At 63.1% G+C, this 16,826-nt stretch carries 15 protein-coding genes and 1 tRNA gene; 2 read left to right on the forward strand and 14 right to left on the reverse strand.

What is annotated here, in order from left to right; translation table 11 throughout:
* Positions 1 to 24: 24 nt before the first annotated feature.
* From EIH26_RS01300 to serS, 5 genes are read right to left on the reverse strand one after another with little or no spacing between them, the layout of a single operon-like run.
* Positions 25 to 1,008 (reverse strand): D-alanine--D-alanine ligase, encoded by a 984-nt coding sequence (locus EIH26_RS01300; protein WP_124060416.1) that lies wholly within the window; start codon positions 1,006 to 1,008, stop codon positions 25 to 27.
* Positions 1,009 to 2,274, reverse strand: a complete 1,266-nt coding sequence (locus EIH26_RS01305) for a PLP-dependent aminotransferase family protein (RefSeq protein WP_124060417.1) — start codon at positions 2,272 to 2,274, stop codon at positions 1,009 to 1,011.
* Positions 2,271 to 2,684 carry a hypothetical protein gene (locus tag EIH26_RS01310; RefSeq protein ID WP_124060418.1) on the reverse strand — a complete coding sequence of 138 codons (414 nt, stop codon included), beginning with the start codon at positions 2,682 to 2,684 and terminating at the stop codon, positions 2,271 to 2,273. Before EIH26_RS01310 ends, EIH26_RS01305 begins: the two co-directional genes overlap by 4 nt.
* Positions 2,668 to 3,840 (reverse strand): hypothetical protein, encoded by a 1,173-nt coding sequence (locus tag EIH26_RS01315; protein WP_124060419.1) that lies wholly within the window; start codon positions 3,838 to 3,840, stop codon positions 2,668 to 2,670. Before EIH26_RS01315 ends, EIH26_RS01310 begins: the two co-directional genes overlap by 17 nt.
* 13 nt (positions 3,841 to 3,853) lie before the next feature.
* A complete protein-coding gene (gene serS, locus EIH26_RS01320) occupies positions 3,854 to 5,131 on the reverse strand; it encodes a serine--tRNA ligase (protein WP_124060420.1) in 1,278 nt (425 codons plus the stop codon).
* 238 nt (positions 5,132 to 5,369) lie between these two features.
* Between serS and EIH26_RS01325 the strand changes: the two genes are divergently transcribed.
* Both EIH26_RS01325 and EIH26_RS01330 read left to right on the forward strand, forming a co-directional pair.
* A complete protein-coding gene (locus EIH26_RS01325; protein WP_124060421.1) occupies positions 5,370 to 5,576 on the forward strand; it encodes a DUF6724 family protein in 207 nt (68 codons plus the stop codon).
* Between the two features lie 22 nt (positions 5,577 to 5,598).
* Positions 5,599 to 6,486 carry a bifunctional hydroxymethylpyrimidine kinase/phosphomethylpyrimidine kinase gene (locus EIH26_RS01330; protein ID WP_124060422.1) on the forward strand — a complete coding sequence of 296 codons (888 nt, stop codon included), beginning with the start codon at positions 5,599 to 5,601 and terminating at the stop codon, positions 6,484 to 6,486.
* A gap of 88 nt (positions 6,487 to 6,574) precedes the next feature.
* On the opposite strand, the gene EIH26_RS01335 is transcribed toward EIH26_RS01330, so the two are convergent.
* From EIH26_RS01335 to EIH26_RS01375, 9 genes are all read right to left on the reverse strand, one after another.
* Positions 6,575 to 8,815 (reverse strand): serine/threonine-protein kinase, encoded by a 2,241-nt coding sequence (locus tag EIH26_RS01335; RefSeq protein ID WP_241152722.1) that lies wholly within the window; start codon positions 8,813 to 8,815, stop codon positions 6,575 to 6,577.
* Between the two features lie 139 nt (positions 8,816 to 8,954).
* Positions 8,955 to 9,041: transfer RNA gene (locus EIH26_RS01340), tRNA-Leu, on the reverse strand.
* 112 nt (positions 9,042 to 9,153) lie between these two features.
* The gene (locus EIH26_RS01345; RefSeq protein ID WP_124060423.1) at positions 9,154 to 9,882 is read right to left on the reverse strand and encodes a methyltransferase domain-containing protein; all 729 of its coding nucleotides are present in this window, start codon (positions 9,880 to 9,882) and stop codon (positions 9,154 to 9,156) included.
* A gap of 45 nt (positions 9,883 to 9,927) precedes the next feature.
* Positions 9,928 to 11,331 (reverse strand): sensor histidine kinase, encoded by a 1,404-nt coding sequence (locus EIH26_RS01350; RefSeq protein WP_124061739.1) that lies wholly within the window; start codon positions 11,329 to 11,331, stop codon positions 9,928 to 9,930.
* Between the two features lie 55 nt (positions 11,332 to 11,386).
* Complete coding sequence (locus EIH26_RS01355) at positions 11,387 to 12,199, reverse strand: sulfite exporter TauE/SafE family protein (protein WP_206424647.1); 813 nt, start codon at positions 12,197 to 12,199, stop codon at positions 11,387 to 11,389.
* Positions 12,200 to 12,205: 6 nt separating this feature from the next.
* Positions 12,206 to 13,522, reverse strand: a complete 1,317-nt coding sequence (locus EIH26_RS01360) for a glycosyltransferase (RefSeq protein WP_124060424.1) — start codon at positions 13,520 to 13,522, stop codon at positions 12,206 to 12,208.
* A gap of 35 nt (positions 13,523 to 13,557) precedes the next feature.
* Entirely contained in the window at positions 13,558 to 14,583 is a 1,026-nt protein-coding gene (gene rsgA / locus EIH26_RS01365; protein WP_124060425.1) for a ribosome small subunit-dependent GTPase A, read from the reverse strand.
* A complete protein-coding gene (locus tag EIH26_RS01370; RefSeq protein ID WP_124060426.1) occupies positions 14,583 to 15,290 on the reverse strand; it encodes a hypothetical protein in 708 nt (235 codons plus the stop codon). Before EIH26_RS01370 ends, rsgA begins: the two co-directional genes overlap by 1 nt.
* Complete coding sequence (locus EIH26_RS01375; RefSeq protein ID WP_124060427.1) at positions 15,287 to 16,825, reverse strand: TrkH family potassium uptake protein; 1,539 nt, start codon at positions 16,823 to 16,825, stop codon at positions 15,287 to 15,289. The genes EIH26_RS01370 and EIH26_RS01375 overlap by 4 nt, the downstream gene beginning before the upstream one ends.
* Position 16,826: the final 1 nt, after the last annotated feature.

Below are 16,826 nucleotides of genomic sequence, written 5' to 3' on the forward strand. Positions count from 1 at the left end.
GGCGCGCCCGAGGGCGCGTCTTCGTTACCGGCAGTTTTCAACCAGCTCGTTCAGCACGCCGGGCATCGACAGCCCCGCGGCCTCGCACGCCGCCGGGAACAGCGAGGTGTCGGTCATTCCGGGCGACACGTTCACCTCGAGAACGCGCACCGCGCCGCCGTCCCAGATGCAGTCGATGCGGGCCAGATCGCAGATGCGGTAGGCACGGTACACTTCGAGGGCCGCCCGCTCGATCTCGGCGCGAATGGCCTGAGCGTCGGATTCGCTCTGGGCCAGGGACGCATTGCGCACCGGAGCGAAGTAATCCACATTCGTCGGATCGATGCGCTGCTCGGTGAGGTACAGCCCGCCGTTGGACACGATCTCGACCGGAGGCAGCGCATAGGCGTCCCATCCGGTTCCGAGAATCGAAACGGCCATTTCAACGCCCTCGACCCATTGCTCGATAACCACCGCATCGTCGAAGGAGAGCGCGTCGAGAATGGCCTTTCCCAGATCATCCTGGCAATCGACGCGATGCACTCCGAGGGCCGAGCCGCCGTGGGCGGGTTTCACCGCAACCGGATAACCTCCAATGACGCGCTGCTCGACCAAATCGAGCGCCGTCGCAGCGCCCATGGACTTGAACGCGTCGCGGGCGATGCAGATGCCCTGGGGCCACGAGGCAACGGGAGCCTCGCCGGTGATCGCACGGTACGTCGCCATCTCGGAATGGAGCGAGTCTTTGTTCCAGGTGCGCTGGCACACGGATGCGGGGGATCCCACGAAGGGGATGCCGACGAATTCGAGCAGGCTCTGAATGGATCCATCCTCTCCATGCTTGCCATGGAGCGCGTTGTAGCACACGTCGGGGCGCTCGCTGCGCAGCGTGGGAACGAGGTCCTTGTTGGTGTCGAGCGCAATGACGCGATGCCCCGCCTCCTCGAGCGCAGCGCACACGCGCTTTCCGCTGGACAGGGAGAACTCCCTCTCGAACGACGTGCCACCCATCAAAACCGCAACCTTCATTTAATCCTCCTTCAGAGCGCCGGCCTCGATGAAGGCGCGGTACAGCTCGAGTTTCTCTTCGATGACGGCGGCGAGGCGCTTGATGGCCTCGTCGATGTTTTCCGGGCTCTCGTAGCAAAACGCGATGCGCATGCTGTTGCGCCCGCGTTTCCCGTCGGGGAAAAAGCCGTCGCCCGGCGTGTAGATGACGCCCGACGCCAAGGCTTCCGCCAGCATGGACGACGTATCCACATACGACGGCAGCGTCACCCAAACGAAGAACCCCCCTTCGGGACGCGTCCACGTCGCCTCGGGCGGAAAGTACTCGTCAAGGGCCCGCAGCATGGCATCGCGGCGCATCCGATAGGTTTTCACGAACTTCTGCAACGTCTTCTGCCACGGCGTATCGCGGAAGTAGTGTTCGACCACCACCTGGTCGAACGAGCTCCCGCACAGGTCGGTTCCCTGCTTGGCCAGATTGATCTTGGAAAGCACGCCCGACGGCGCCGCCACCCAGCCGCAGCGCAGGCCCGGCGCGAACACCTTCGAGATCGTCCCCAAATACACCACATCGTCGCAAAGCGCCTTCAAGGGAAGCACATGACCGCCGTCGTAGCGCAAACGACCGTACGGGTCGTCCTCGACCACGATGAAGTTGTACTCCTCCGACAATTCGATCAGACGCTTGCGGCGCTCGGGAACCATCGTGACGCCGCCCGGGTTCTGAAAGTTCGGAATGGTATAGAGAAACTTCAAGCGGGGGTTGCCCTTCCCGATGCGCTCAAGCTCGGCCTCCAGAAGATCCATCCGCATGCCGGCTTCATCGAAGGGAATGCAGCGGATATCGGGTTCGTAAGCCGAAAACGCCTGAAGGGCGCCAAGATACGTGGGCCCCTCGGTAACGACGATATCGCCGGGATCCAAGAAGGTCTTCCCGATGAGATCGAGGGCCTGCTGGGCCCCCGACGTGATGATGATGTTCTCGGGCTTGCAGCGGATGCCCTCGTCGCGCATCAGATCGGAGAACACCCGACGCGTTTCGATGCGGCCGTCCGTCCCTCCGTACTGCAGCGCCACCGACATCTCGTCCGACCACGCCGCCTTGACCGCCTTGCGCACCGCCGACTGGGGCAGCAGCGACACGTCGGGCATGCCGCCCGCAAGGGAGATGATATCCGAACGATTGGCCGCGGCGAACAGATTGCGCACCGCCGACGGCCTCATCCCGGCCACGCAAGCCGACACCTTCTCGGTTGCGCGTTCGAACTTCAGATGAGCGCTTGTCATTGAAAACACCTTCTCATTGCGTCGTTTAAGCGGCGCTGCGCCTCTTTGGCGCAAGCCAGCGCGCACAGGTCGTCGGCGAAGCTCACCTCGATGCGAGCCGCCCCCGCGTCCTCGTCGATCCAGCGCGTCGTTCCCGTAAACGACGCCGCATCGCACGATGAGCGCCTCACCTGCTCGTCGATGATCATATGCTCCAACAGATGGGGAACCGACGTGTCCTCGATCACGGCGCCGAAGGTCCTCCCCTTTTCGTTGATACAGGCATGATGCGGGAGAGTCGGGTAAAAATCCAGAGCACGACGGGAAAGAATCGGTGTAGTGCAGCGCATGCCCGGATCGGGGACCGACACCTCGCACACGATCCGATCGCGTCGCACGGTAATACGGTCGATCCTAACCGGACGGCACATCGGCGCCCTCCTCCCGAACCTCGGCCGGCTCGTCTGGAGCCTCGTCCGTCTCGCTTGGCACCTCGGAGGGCTGGCGCACGAACACGCTTACGCCCTCGCCCGAGGGGATCTCGGGCTCTCTGCCGGAAACGCGCTCCTGCAGCGTCGCGAATGCCCGGCCCATATCCTCCGTCAGCGTGGACAATGCGGTGTAGCTCCCTCCGTCGATAACCACAAGCTGGCGACGGTCGTCGCTGAAGTAATAGCGACCCGAGCCCTTCATGTTCCCGAAATCGAACGCGATGGTTTTCGCACCCTGGTCGATCGCATACGAATAGGACACGTCGTCAGACAGCTTGATGGAGGCGTCGTCGATGGCCACCGGGACGGAGGTTCCCTGCACGAACCACAGCCCCTTGAAGTCGGCGGCGTCGTCGTAGCGCCACCAGCGATTCCAACAAAACGCCGCAGACAGCACGATCAGCACCGCGCACGCAAGCGCGACGACGGCCAGCGTCATCTTCAGCGGAGTGAACGAGAACGGCATCCGGCGCTTCGTCGGACGCTCCTGCGACTCCTCCCGCAACCCGTCGATAACCGACTCGCTCGATGCGGGAGCCGAAACCGGCTCGGAAGCCGAGGGGGGCTCCGACGCAGCTGGATCCCCGCCTTCGGATTCGCTATCGGGCGCAACCGATTCAACCCGCTCAAACACAGGAGACGAAACGCCCTCCGGCCGTTCGGGCGCCTCGTGCTGCGAATCGGCGCGCGGCTCTTCGCTCGATGTGGACGCGGTCTGTCCCGGCGCTTCGCCAGCGCGAAGAGCCTCCTCCTGCGCGACCCTTTGCGCGCGGGTTTTCGACTGGGCGACGCGCGCAGAGGCGACGCTGGGTCGCTTGGACTTCGATCCTGATCCGGCAGCTGCCCCGACCTTGGGCTTTCTCGCCCGAACCGTCGGCTTCGCTTTGGAAGCCCGTTCCTGCTTGGACTGAGCATCGGGTTCGGATGCAGGAGCAGGATCGGGAACCCCATCGGCGCGCTCCTGATCAGATGAACTCTTCGGTCCGCGAAAAACAGGCGTCGCAGCGGACGAACCGCTGCGACGCTTATGAACTCGCTTCGACGCATGCGAGCGCGATACCCGCTCTTCCGAGGCGCCTTCCCGTCCGTCAGCCATGCCCTCAGCCAACCTAGACGGGCTCGATGACCTCGGTGCCCATGTAGGGAACCAAAACGTCGGGAACCTTCACCGAACCGTCTGCCTGCTGGTAGTTCTCCAGAATCGCAGCCATCGTGCGGCCCACGGCCAGCCCCGATCCGTTCAGCGTATGAACCAAACGCGAGCCCTTGAAGTTCTCGGGGTCGCGATAACGGATGTTCATGCGGCGCGCCTGGAAATCCTCGCAGTTCGAACACGACGAGATCTCCTTGTAGCCGTTATAGGACGGCAGGTACACCTCGACATCGTAGGTTTTAGCGGCAGAAAAGCCGATATCACCCGTGCACAGCGCGATGACGCGATAGGGCAGGCCCAGCAGCTGCAGGATGTTCTCGGCGTCGGCCGTCATGGCCTCCAGCTCGGCGTAGCTCTCCTCGGGCTTGGCGTACTTCACCATCTCGACCTTGTCGAACTGATGCACGCGGATAAGACCGCGCGTATCGCGACCCGCGCTGCCGGCCTCTTCGCGGAAACAGGGGGTGAACGCGCAGTAGCGCAGCGGGAGGTCGGATGCCTCAAGCGTTTCACCGGCATGGATGTTGGTCAGCTGAACCTCGGCGGTCGGAATGAGGTAGAGGCCCTCGCGCGTGCGGAACATGTCTTCCTCGAACTTGGGAAGCTGGCCGGTGCCCACCATGGTCTGCTCGTTGGCCAGGGCGGGGCACCACCACTCCTTGTAGCCGCGCGAAGAATGCGTATCGGCCATGAAATTGATGATGGAGCGCTCGAGGCGGGCTCCGAGGCCGCCCAAAAGCACGAATCGGCTGCGGGCGAGCTTGGCGGCGCGCTCGGAGTCGATGATGTTCAGATCGGAGCCCAGATCCCAGTGAGCCTTGGGCTCGAAATCGAACTCGCGCGGCGTGCCCCAGCGGCGAACTTCGGGGTTGTCGCTCTCGTCGGCGCCCACAGGCGTCTCGACGCTGGGCATGTTGGGGGTGGACAGAAGGATCTGCGTCATCTGCGCGTCAACCTCTTCGCGGGCGCAGGAGGCGTCGGCAAGCTCTTCGTTGATGGCGCGGACGCGCTCTTTGGCCGCTTCGGCCTCGGCGGTATCTCCCCGACTCATCAGCTTGCCGATCTCTTTGGAAAGCGCATTGCGATCGGCCTGCAGGGCCTCTTCGGCCACGATGGCGCTGCGGCGGCGCTCATCCAGCTCGGCGAACCGCGCAGAGTCCCATGAAGCGTTCCGGTTCTTCATCGCCTCGGCAACTGCTTCTTGGTTTTCGCGAACAAAGCGTAGATCCAGCATCGCGCGCTCCTCGGGTTCGGCGGTCGCTGACGCGTCCGCAGCCTGCACATCGTAGCCCAGTATAGCGCAGGGACCACCGCCAAGAGCCAAGCGCGCGCCAAGCGGGCATACCAACTCCTTATCCTGCGTTTTGCGCCGCCGGGAACGTCATTCGCGAACGCTTAGGCTATACTGAACCGACGTAAAACCGACTCGCGCGCAAGCGGGACCAGCACCGAGGAAACCGAGGCATCGCACCATGGACTTCGCCGAACTGTACCACTTCCTGTTCGAAACCTACGTCGGCATCGGCGTGCTGGTGCTGTCCGGCCTCGTTCTCAGCCTCATCGCCGCCGTGGTCATGGAGTTCAAGACGCGCAAGACCTTCGTCGACCGCGGTCCGCGCGCTGACGAGGACGAATGGTCGTTCTTCGACGACGAACAGGACGAGGCGAAGGACCGGTAGACCCTTCGACGAAAGGCTCATCATGACTGTTGAGAACGCATCCGGCACGCCCGTGCTCTACCAGCGCGAAGGCGACTACATCCCCCGCATCGCCGCCGTTCACGATCTCTGCGGGTACGGAAAGTGCTCTCTGGGCGTTGCCATTCCCGTACTTTCCGCCGCCGGCTGCGATGTCTGCCCCGTCCCCACCGGACTGTTCTCGTCTCACACCGCCTTCCCGGGCTGGTACATGCACGACACCACCGCCATCATGGCCGACTACACGAATGCCTGGAAGGGCATCGGCGTCGAGATCGATGCCGTGTACTCGGGGTTCCTCGGCGCCGCCGAGCAGGTCGAACGCATCCGCGACCTGTACGCCGCCCATCCCTCGGCACTACGCGTGGTCGATCCCGTCATGGCCGATCACGGCAAGGTCTACCCCACCTACACCCCCGAGCTGTGCCAGGCTATGGCCCAGCTCGCCTCCGAAGCGGACATCCTCACGCCCAACCTCACCGAAGCCGCCATCATCCTGGGTGAAGAATGGAAGGGCTCTGACATCGCCGATATCGAAGCCGAGCGCATCATCGACGCGCTGATCGGCAAAGGTGCCGGGCATGTCGTGCTGAAAGGCATCCAGCGCGAAGGCGAGCCGGTGATCCGCAACTTCGTCGGCGGCGTGGATTGCGATATGTTCCAAGTGAGAAACGAGTTCGTCCCCCACATGCTTCATGGGACGGGCGACCTGTACTGCTCGGTGCTGCTAGCGGGAATCATGGCCGGACGAAACCTGCGCGAAGCCGCCGCCTTCGCCGGCGAGCTCACGCGCGATGCCATCATCGTGTCCACCAAGCAGCCCCGCTTCCAGGAGCGCGGTGTGAGCTTCGAGCTGCTGATGGGCAAGATCGCAACCTTGCTCGCACGCTAAGCGGGCGCGCCCGCAACGGAATCGCCCCGATATGCGGAAAGGCCGTCGGCTCCGAACGGCGCCGACAGGATCAGATCTCGTCGGCGCACTACGATCCCGTCGGGTGGCCCGGTCGCAAAAACGCAAGGAACAGAACCGTCAAAACCACGGAGAATACCAAAGGTACCAGGTCGTTCACCGAGGGAACGAGGCTTGCTCCCTGCGAGCTGAACCACACTGCGACAACAAGGCCGGCCGCAAGAACGGCGCCGCCGACCACCGCGCCCGCCACATCGAAAGCGCGCGAGCCGCGAGACGCGACAAGCGCCTGGAGAAACGCGGCGCACACCCAGCTTGCCGCTTCGCACCACAGGGCGGGACTCGCGCCCAGAACCAACGCGCGAGGAGCGGCATCGATCGAGGCGAAGCTCCAAAACGACACCGCATCCCAACCTGAAAGCGAACCCGTACCCAGGCAGGCCAGGCAAAACGCCCACACTGCCGAGAGAAGCCCCGTGGCCGCAGCAGACGAAGGCTTGAGGGCCGCGCCTGCCAGCAGGGGCGCAAGCTGCCCAAAGCCGAATCCTCCGAATATCGGCGAGAACACCGCCACATTCGATGCCGCAACGCTTCCCGCGCCCTCGAAGCGCCACCAAACCAGACTGGCGACCAGAAGAGCGACGCCCATAAGCGGAGTCGCGCCGCAGATCAGCGCTATCGATACGCCCGCAAGCGCCACCACGGACCCGATTGGGGGACGAAACGCCGCCAAAGCCGCAGCCAGCGTTGCCGCGATCAGCGACGCGGCAACGCCCTGAACGCTTACGCCCGACATGAACGGCATATTCGCCGCCGCCACATACGCGGTCGCACCCGAGGCGGCCGCCGCCGAGACGCGTCCCGCAACCGAGACCACCCGATCGTTTATTCGAGCCCTCATGGGAATCCGATCCTTTCGCAGCTCCAGAGGCGGCCGGGCGAAACGCGCGGCATGCTGCGGTTCGGTTCGATCTAAATCCGAACAGCCCTCATCGAAACCGTCCCCGTATCCATACGCACCGTATCCGTCGCGACCGTCGAACCCGTCGGCATCGCCGTAACCGTCTAGAGCCTCGTCGAGCGTTTCGCCCTCGAACCCGGAAAGGGGGTGCCCCAGGGCATCGTGAACGACCAGCGACAGCTGGCGCTTCCCGCGCGCAGCATCGCCCATGAAGCGATCCATCTCCTCTGCGAAATCCGCAACGGTGTCGTATCGAGCCGACGGATCGGGATCGAGCGCATAGAACAGCACGTCGTCAACCTGATCGTCAACGTCTTCCCAGCAAAGCGAAGGGAGGATCAGCTCCGCCTCTTCGATGGCCGCTTCGGCTTCTGCCAGCGTCGGGGCGAAGAAGGGGTTGTCGCCCGCTATCATCTCGTAGGCGACCGACGCCAGGGACCACTCGTCGGTACGCGCATCAAGGTGAGCGCGCCGCATCTGCTCGAGCGGCATGTACCCGATAGTGCCGCCGCCCGTCGTCCCTTTGCCCGACGCGTCCGCAAGCGTCGCCAGGCCGAAATCCGTCACTTTCACCTGGCCGTCAGCGTTGACGAGGATGTTGTCGGGCTTGATGTCAAGATGGAGAACGCCCCTTTTGTGAGCGACGGAAAGCGCTGCGGCCACCGCATCGAACACCGCCGTGGCCATGTCGATGGTGAGCAGGTCCCCGTATTCGCCAAGTAAACGCGACAGCGTGATGCCCTCGACGTATTCCATGATGAGGTACGCGTCCAGGCCGACCACCTCGACATCGTAAACCTTGACGATGTGCTGGTCATCGAGGCGCGCCGCGGTGCGAGCCTCGTCGATGCCCGGAATATTCGCCAAAGCCGAAGGTTCGTCGGACGCGGCCTGCCCGGATGGAACGGAGGCGGCCTCCCCCTCATCCGAGACGGCGGGCATGTGCATCGTCGCCGGCTCTGTCCCCCGTGCGCATCGGGTCGCGGGGCCCTCGTCTGCGGGCAAGCCCTCGGTACGCCCTTCGGACGGCGCGACGGTGCGCGAAACGGAGACCCCGGCCGGTTCGCTGTCGGAACCCCTTGTGCGAAACGGAGATACGAACTCGACGATCTGGGGCTCGTTATCCTCGATGGCCTCCCAGGGAAGCACGCCATGCCAGCGCTCGCGCATCGGCGGCGCCTCGTCGGGTTGCCGGGCGCGCTGCGCATCCATCTCGGTCAAGTGAATGATCTTGATGGCGACTTTTCGCTGGATCCGAGGATCCCATGCAACCTGAACCGAGCCGAAGCCGCCCGTCCCGACCGTACCCAGCGGTCGGTAGCGACCCAATATGAGCGTATCGTCGGCCACGGCTTCCTTTCAGGTTTTTCTCATGGGCAAGCTCTGCGTTGACCCATGATACCGCATGCGCCGCCGCACCCGCTTAGCCAAAGCCCCGTGAAACGAGAAGGGGTCGCAAGCCCGAAGCTTGCGACCCCTTGAAGTTCCATGGTGCGGGTGAAAGGACTTGAACCTTCATGGGGTTACCCCCATACGGACCTGAACCGTACGCGTCTGCCAATTCCGCCACACCCGCATTGCCCGTTCGTCATTGACGAAAGCGAGTACAGATATTAACCGACTTCAATCCCCTTTGCAAGGACAGATTGGGTTTCTTTCGCTCTGCACAAAACAACGACGGAGCTATCTCACTGCTTGCGCGCAACCACCACCGTGCGAATGAACGCAACCTCCTCGTCGGAGTCGATCGCGGGAACCACCGCATCGGCCCTCAAGGCCGCCCCGCTCCCAACCCGATAGTCGATGGGATCCTCGTCGGCATACTCGACGCTTGCGAACCCCGCGCGATGCAGCGCCCGCGTGAGATCGTCGCGGCTATACGACGCCTGAACTTCGTTTCCCACCACGCGAGCAGGGGCCCAAACAGCGTAATCGCGCGCACCCGTCGCCACGACCGCGTCGAATACGAACGTCCCATCGGCAACCAGAACACGCGCGAACTCGCGCAAAACCGCGTTGAAATCGTATGAGAGGTTCAAGCTGCAGTTGGAGAACACGCAGTCAAACGACGCATCCTCGATACCCGCCTCGGCCAGATTCTCGGGAACGGCGCAGGCGAACGCAACCTGGCCGTGAGCCTCGACCCCTCGGCCCAGCGATGCGCGCGCATAGGCCCGCGCCGATTCGACAAGCTCTTCATCGGGATCGACCCCCATAACGAACCCGTCAGGGCCAACGCGATCGGAAATCGCAAGAACGCCCTTGCCCGCACGGCAGTTCACATCCAGCACGCGCTTGCCCGAAAAACCCTCGCGAGGAAACGGCATCCGGCACGCCGCCGACGCGGCGCCTCGATGGGGAACGGCCCCGTAATAGGTTTCAAGGGCGGCCTTCGAATAACTCTCTTTGATGTTCATACCGCTCCCGTCTCGACAGGGCCAGCAGGTCGCGCAGCGAAAGGATCAATCGCCCAGCGAGGTTTTCAACGCACGGTAACCAGCCGGATCGTTTTCGGCCAAAGGGCGCATGCTCCCGGCATCGCGATCAAGCTCGACCGGATCGACTTCGCACGACGTTCCCTCGACCACGCAAGGGTCCAGACTCTGTCGGCCCAGCACGAACGATACGACCGTGCCTTCGCCCAAAACGCTCTGGATATCCATCCGCGCATCGGATCCGAAGTACCCCTTCATGCGGTCGCGCACGTTCTTCACCGCAATCCCCAGACCGGTGGACGATTCTGAGCACATGATGGTGTTGCGCCGCTCGTCGGTCATGCCCATGCCATCGTCGCTGATGCGGATGACCACATCGCCATCCTCGATATGGCCCGACACCTTCACCGTCAAGCAGCCTACAGCGGGCATGGCATGGCGAACCGAATTCTCGACGAGGGGCTGTATCAGAAACGATGGGACCATCATGGTGCCCACGGCCGGGTCGATATCAAGATCAAGTTGCAAGCGCCCCTCCCCGAACCGAGCGACCTCGAACGAGAAGTAACGCCGAACCTGCTCGACCTCGCGATCGAGGGCGATAAGGTCGGCAGAATCCTCCAGCGTGCGGCGGTAGAACACCGCGAAGTCCCTCAGCAGCACGCGCGCCTTTGCAGGATCGGTGCGAATAAGGGATGCGATGGTGTTGATGGTATTGAAAAGGAAATGTGGATTGATCTGGGCTTGAAGGGCTTTGAGCTCCATGCTGGTGGCCAGGCGCGTCTGCTCTTCCAAAGCCGATGCGGCCATCTGGGTGGACAGCAGCTCGGCAAACCCCACCGCCATCGATTCCTGGGTCCGGCTGATCTGACGCGAGTGGCGGTAGTAGAACTTCAGCGTCCCTCGAATGTCGCGGCCGATGTAGAGCGGAACGATGATGGCGCCCTTGATGCGCGAAGCGTGGGGCAGCCCGATATCTTCGGGAGAATCCAGGATGCGCGTGATACCGTCGTCCAGGGTCAGATGCGTTGCCCGCGTGCGAATCTTGCGCCCCTGGATGCTGTTTCCGTCGGTGTAGCCCGCATACCCCAGGATGTCTTCTCGATCGGTGATGGCCACGGCGATGGCGGCGGTCGCGGGAAGCAGCAGCTCGCAGATCTCCTGGGCCGCGCTCTGAGTGAGGCCGTCGGTCGTGCACCGCAGCGTCTGGCTGGCGATGCGCAGCACCGAGTCGGACTGACGCGCCCGCACCGAATCGGGGTCCATCAGCAGACGGATGAACGCGAACAGCGAGAGCGTGAAGGCGATGCCGGCGATGATCTGCAGCTTGATATCGCCCGCACCGAAATAGCCCATCCATAGGATAAGCAGGCCCGACACGATGGCCATGGCAACCAGCACCATCTCCGAGGTAAAGGCGCGCGGACGCATATGAGCCTGGCTGGAATCGGACACCGGATCTCCTTCCATGAACCTCGAATCCGCGCTATGCGGCGAACTCGTTTACCACCAGCAGGATAGACGCGACAATGAGGAATCCACCGAACGTGAGGCGCAGCGTCCGCTCGGGAATCAGCGTGATCAACCGAGCGCCCAGATACGCCCCCGGCACCGTTCCCAGCGAGACGAAGATACCCGCCAGAATATCGACGTTTCCCATAAGGCCCTGCTCGATGACGCCCGGAACGGCCAGGATCATCACGGCGACAAGCGACGTTCCCGAAGCGAACGCCATCGGAATGCCCAGAAGCCCGATCATCATCGGAACCATGATAAACCCGCCGCCCACCCCGACGTATCCCGAAGCCAGGCCGGCAGCCAGCCCGATTGCAGCGCCTTTGGCCAGAACGGCGCGCTCGATGGCGGGAAACGCGCGGCTCTCCTGGGAGGCGGACGCCGACCTGCCGGCATCCGAAGCGCCCTCCGAACGAAGCGCCAGGGCCTTCTTGAACATGTTGTACGCCGACGTCGAAATGATGGCGGCAGCCGCCAGCATAATGGTCCAGCCGGGCGATTTGCTTGCCAGAAGCACTCCCAGAGGCGAGGTGAGCGCCCCGCCCAGGCCCATAGCGACACCCAAGCGCGGAATGCAGGTGCGATGGCGCACATGGGCGGCCGCCCCCGAAAAGGACGTGGGGACGATGGTGAACAGCGAGGTGGCCGTCGATCCCATCGCGCTCATGCCGAACAGCAGCCTGAAAACGGGAACGAGGATGGTTCCCCCGCCGATCCCCAGAAGACCGGAGCTCACGCCGACGAACAGTCCGGTCAACACGCTGAGTGCAAGGTGGTCGATCATGGCCGATTATTCCGAATCGCCCAGGTTAAGCCTGATCTCGCTGGTGGCACCGGGATCCACGCCAGCCTCATCGGATGCGGGAACGGAGACCCCCTGGGTTCGAGCGGATACCGAATTGCCGGCCGCAGGACGCATCGACACCGACTGCACCAGCGCCTCGGACAGAATCGCATCGCCTTCCACCCGCGTCATCAGCTCGGGCCACACGTACTGAAACTCGAAGTACTTGGCGCAGTTGCGCTGGGCATATGCGAGCGCTTCGCCGTGAACCGCCTTCGCCGCGCGGCGATACGCCGCATGATCGGGACGACCCAGGCTGCGCAGCAACGCCGTGATGCGCACGCGGTTGTCGATGCCGGACTCGAGAAACGGGCCCGGATACGGTTCAAGCGACGCGGGCTTCACCTGCAAAAGGTCGATCTGCGTGCGCCCGAACTCCATCTTGCGGTTCTCGTACATCCATCGGTAGATATCCTGGCGGAACCGATCGCCCTCGCTCGCTCCTTCGGGGGGAAGATGCCTCATATGCCATTTGTTGTCGAACCATATATCGGAACCGTACATGCGCAGGTTCAGCATGTAGTCCAGATCTTCGCCGCGCGGGATCCACGGGTCGAACGATACGCGGCGAAACGCCTCTTTGTGCAGGGCCATGCAGCCACCGCACACGTGGTTCGAGCGCGACAGCCGCGGACCGCGCATCGCCCGCTCGATCCACTCGTTGAACGATTTCCCCTGCTGCCAGAAACGGTTGTACCAACGGTTCTGGCTTTGGGAATAATACGTTCCCCTCGCATTGAAGTAGTACCCCGTCTTCGCGAGGATGGGAACGCCCTTGCGCGTCAGCTTGCCCAGACCGTACACGGCCTTCTGCAAGAAGAACTCGTCTTCGACCACCGCATCGTCATCGAGGAACACCGCTGCATCGAAGCCGAAGATGTTCGAGATCACCAAACCGAAGTTGCGGATGGCCGAATACCCGGTAAGGCCCACCTCGCGAGCAAGGCGCCCCAGCCCCAGCTGCTCGAAACGCTGCTGAACCAGCTCCAGCTCGGGTGCGCCCATAACCGCGATGGGAAGCGAGGGAAACTTCGCCGCAATGCCCCTGACCTTGGCAAGCGCCCGATCTTCGATGCCGGGCTCGCTGGCAACCAGCACGACGATCTGGCCCATGCCGCGCACATTGATGAGCGAACTCAGGCACCTTGCCAACTCGCCCTGCTGATTGAGCGAGGTGGTGTGATCGTACACCGCCACGACGCTGCCGGCGGTGCGGCTGCGCCTCATCGAGACGAACGTGGGAATAATCACAACTGGATTCATGGGCGTCCTTAAAACAGAGCGCGCCCGAAGGCGCGTCATCGTCGAGCTGAACCCCTATTGTACCGCGAACGGGCGCGAAACGCCCCCTTGCGCGAATCTCTCTGGTCGGAGGCCTTCTCGCCCCGCATCTGGCGAGCCTCCTCCCGTCGCCTTCGCATCTGATCGAGCTCGTCTTTGAGGGCGCGGTACGATTCCACGCGCACCGATGCCAGATCGCCTCGCTGGACCGCGGCGAGCACGGCGCACCCCGGCTCGGCCTCGTGCTTGCAATCGCGGAAGCGGCACTCCGACGAAAATGCCGCCACATCGGGAAACGCAGCCTCGATGCCGTTATCGGCATCCCACAGCCCCAAGCCCCTCACGCCGGGCATATCCACCACGTCTCCGGCTCCGGGAATAGAGACGATGGCGCGGCTCACCGTGGTATGACGGCCCTTCCCATCGCCCTCGCGCACCGCGCCCGTCTCCATCACCTGCTGACCGACAAGCAAATTGACCAGGCTCGATTTACCCACACCGCTCTTTCCCAGAAGCACGCCGAGGGTTCCTTCGGGAAACCACGCGCGCACGGCGTCGACCGTTTCGGGATGCGCCGTCGACATGGACCTCACTTCGACCGACGAACCTGCGAGATCCCGCGCAAGCCTCTCGACAGCCTCCAGCTCCCGCGCACTGGAAACAAGGTCGGCCTTGGTAAGGAGAACCGATACCTGCACGCCCGCTTCGTGGGCCAAAACCAGCTCCCGCTCAAGCCGCTTGACGTTCAGATCCACTGCGGGCTCGACCACGACCACGCGCTCGAAATTGGCGGCCAGCACCTGGGACGAGGTTCTTTCGGCCGGATCTCTGCGCACGAACTGGCTGCGGCGCGCCTCGATGGAGCGAATGATGCCGTTGTCGTGACCGCACGGAAGCTCCACGTCTACGAAATCCCCAATAACCGACCTGATGCGCCGGCCCTTCACCAGCGCCGTCGCATGCTCGCAGCGAAACGGATCCAACCCTTCCACTTTGACCAGCGGATATCCGCGATCAAGCTTGACAACCCGACCGCGCGCCACTACCGCTGCCTCTCCCGCATGTAGTTGAAGCCGAGCAGCAGGGCGAACCCGAGCACGAGCAGGGCGCCGCCGCCGGCAAACGCAAGCGGGTCGAACGCATCGACCTCGACGCGGCCGGGCGCCAGCACCGACACGCTGGTCGCACGGACGTTCTGGGCGCCCTCCAGCTCGGGATCGGCCTCGTAGAACGTACCCGTGACCTGCAAGATGGTCCCGACGCGGTTGTAGCGGCCCAGCGTTTCGATAAGGGACGCCTGCTTCGCGGTCATGTACACGATCACCTCGGCGTACGACGACTTCTCGGTGGACATGATGACGACCCAGCGATAATTCGGATCGGAAGCGGCAACGATGTCTCCCACCGCCTCCCCCGACACCTGCACGGTCTGCCGATCGAACAGCTCGGCTTGCTGGGCGAGCTCGGCGATATCGGTCTCGTAGATGAACGAGCTGTCGGCACGCTGCGTAACGTCCACCTTGTTCGACGGATCGGAGTCGACCGAAGTGGATTTCTTGGCATCCTGCCCGTCCGCCGACTGTTCGCCGGAAGGCTCCCACTCGACCGATATATCGCCCGCTGGGGACGAAGGCCCTCGCTCGTCGGCCAGGGCGACCGGAGCCATCATCATGCTCGAAAGAGCCAAAGCGAACAGCATCGAGGCGATCTGCGCGCCAGACGGCGGGAAAGAAAGGGGAAGCGGCCTCATCGATCCCTCCAAGCCTCGACGACGTCGTTGACCGTCTCGCGCGGATACAGCGATACCGCCAACTTCACGATGAGCGCAAGGAAGGTCACGAACTCCAAACGCCCCGCCCACATAGCGAAGATGTAGAACAACTCGAGCGGAACCGGCATACCCGACCCCACCACGCCCGCGGTAAGGCCCGCGTTCGAGGCCATGGAGACGCTCTCGAAAATGGCCTGCGTCGCATCATGGCCGGCCGCGATGCCCGCCAGCGTCCCCACGATGTAGGTAATGGCGTACAGCGACATAACCGTCATCGCACCGCGCACCAGATCGTGATCGAGCGGACGCTTCCCCAAATGATAATAGGACGACCCCACGCATGCCGACTGGGGCGCGAGCGTCTGCTTGATGGTGGCGATAATCGACTTGAAGATGATGCCGATGCGCTTGATCTTGATACCGCCCGACGTAGACTCCGTGCCGCCGCCCGCACCCATCAGCACCGCGATGGTCATAAGCGCCCCCGAAGTGAACGCACCCGTCAGCTGCGAGGAGGTGATGTTCAAAAAACCGGTGGTCGAAAAGGCCGATACCACCATGAACAGGTTCGTTCTCAGCATGGTGGGGAGGTCGGAAAAGGCCGCGGTCCCTGAAATCGTGGCAGCAAGCACTATCGTGATGGCGAACATCCATAGAAGCGCGGCGACGGTCTCCATATCTCGGAAAAACTCGATGGCGCGCCCGCGAACGATGCAGGAATGGAGCACGAAGCTCACCGAGCCCGCCAGCATGATCACCATCAGCATCAGCTCGACGGAGAAAGAGTGGTAGTACAGCACGCTGAAATCCATCGGCGTGAACCCGCCGGTTGAAAAAGCCGAAATGGAAAGCCACAGCGAATGGAAGAACGCGCGCGGAGCCTCGAATCCGCACAGCAGCAGACCGGCGGCAAGCACCACGGTCGATATGCTGATGAAGATGAACGCGATGCGCGAGATGAAGCGCGCGGTCTGCACGACGTTGGGAACGATATGCTCGCCGCGGCCCTCGGAGGAGAAGAGGCTTGCTCCGCCTCTTCTGAACAGGCCGAATGTCGTTCCCACCACAATGAAGCCCAAACCGCCGGTGGCGTGCATGGTGAACCGCCACATGTTATCCGCCATAGACAGATGATCGAGGTCCAGGATGATGCTCACGCCCGTCGTCGTCACACCCGACACCGCATCGAACAGGGCGTCGAGGAAGCGCCCGTAATGCCCCGACATATGAAGGGGAATGGCTGCGAAGAACGCCAAGACCACCCACGACAGACCGGTGATGATGAGCGCCTGCTGATAGGTGAGCCTGCCCGGTTGGATGCGCACGAAACGCAAAGCGCTTCCCACGACCAGGGTGATGCCGGCCGTGAGCAGGTAATGCGACGCCGGAACCCATTCTTGGAACGCCAGCGCCACCACCAGAGGAACAGAGAGTCCCACCGTGAGAAACGAAATGAGAACCCCCAGGTAGTGCGCGATAACGCGCACATCGTTAAGGGAAAGCCGCTGCCACATA

This window comes from Gordonibacter sp. Marseille-P4307, from assembly GCF_900604965.1.
In the GTDB taxonomy this organism is placed as follows: Bacteria; Actinomycetota; Coriobacteriia; order Coriobacteriales; family Eggerthellaceae; genus Berryella.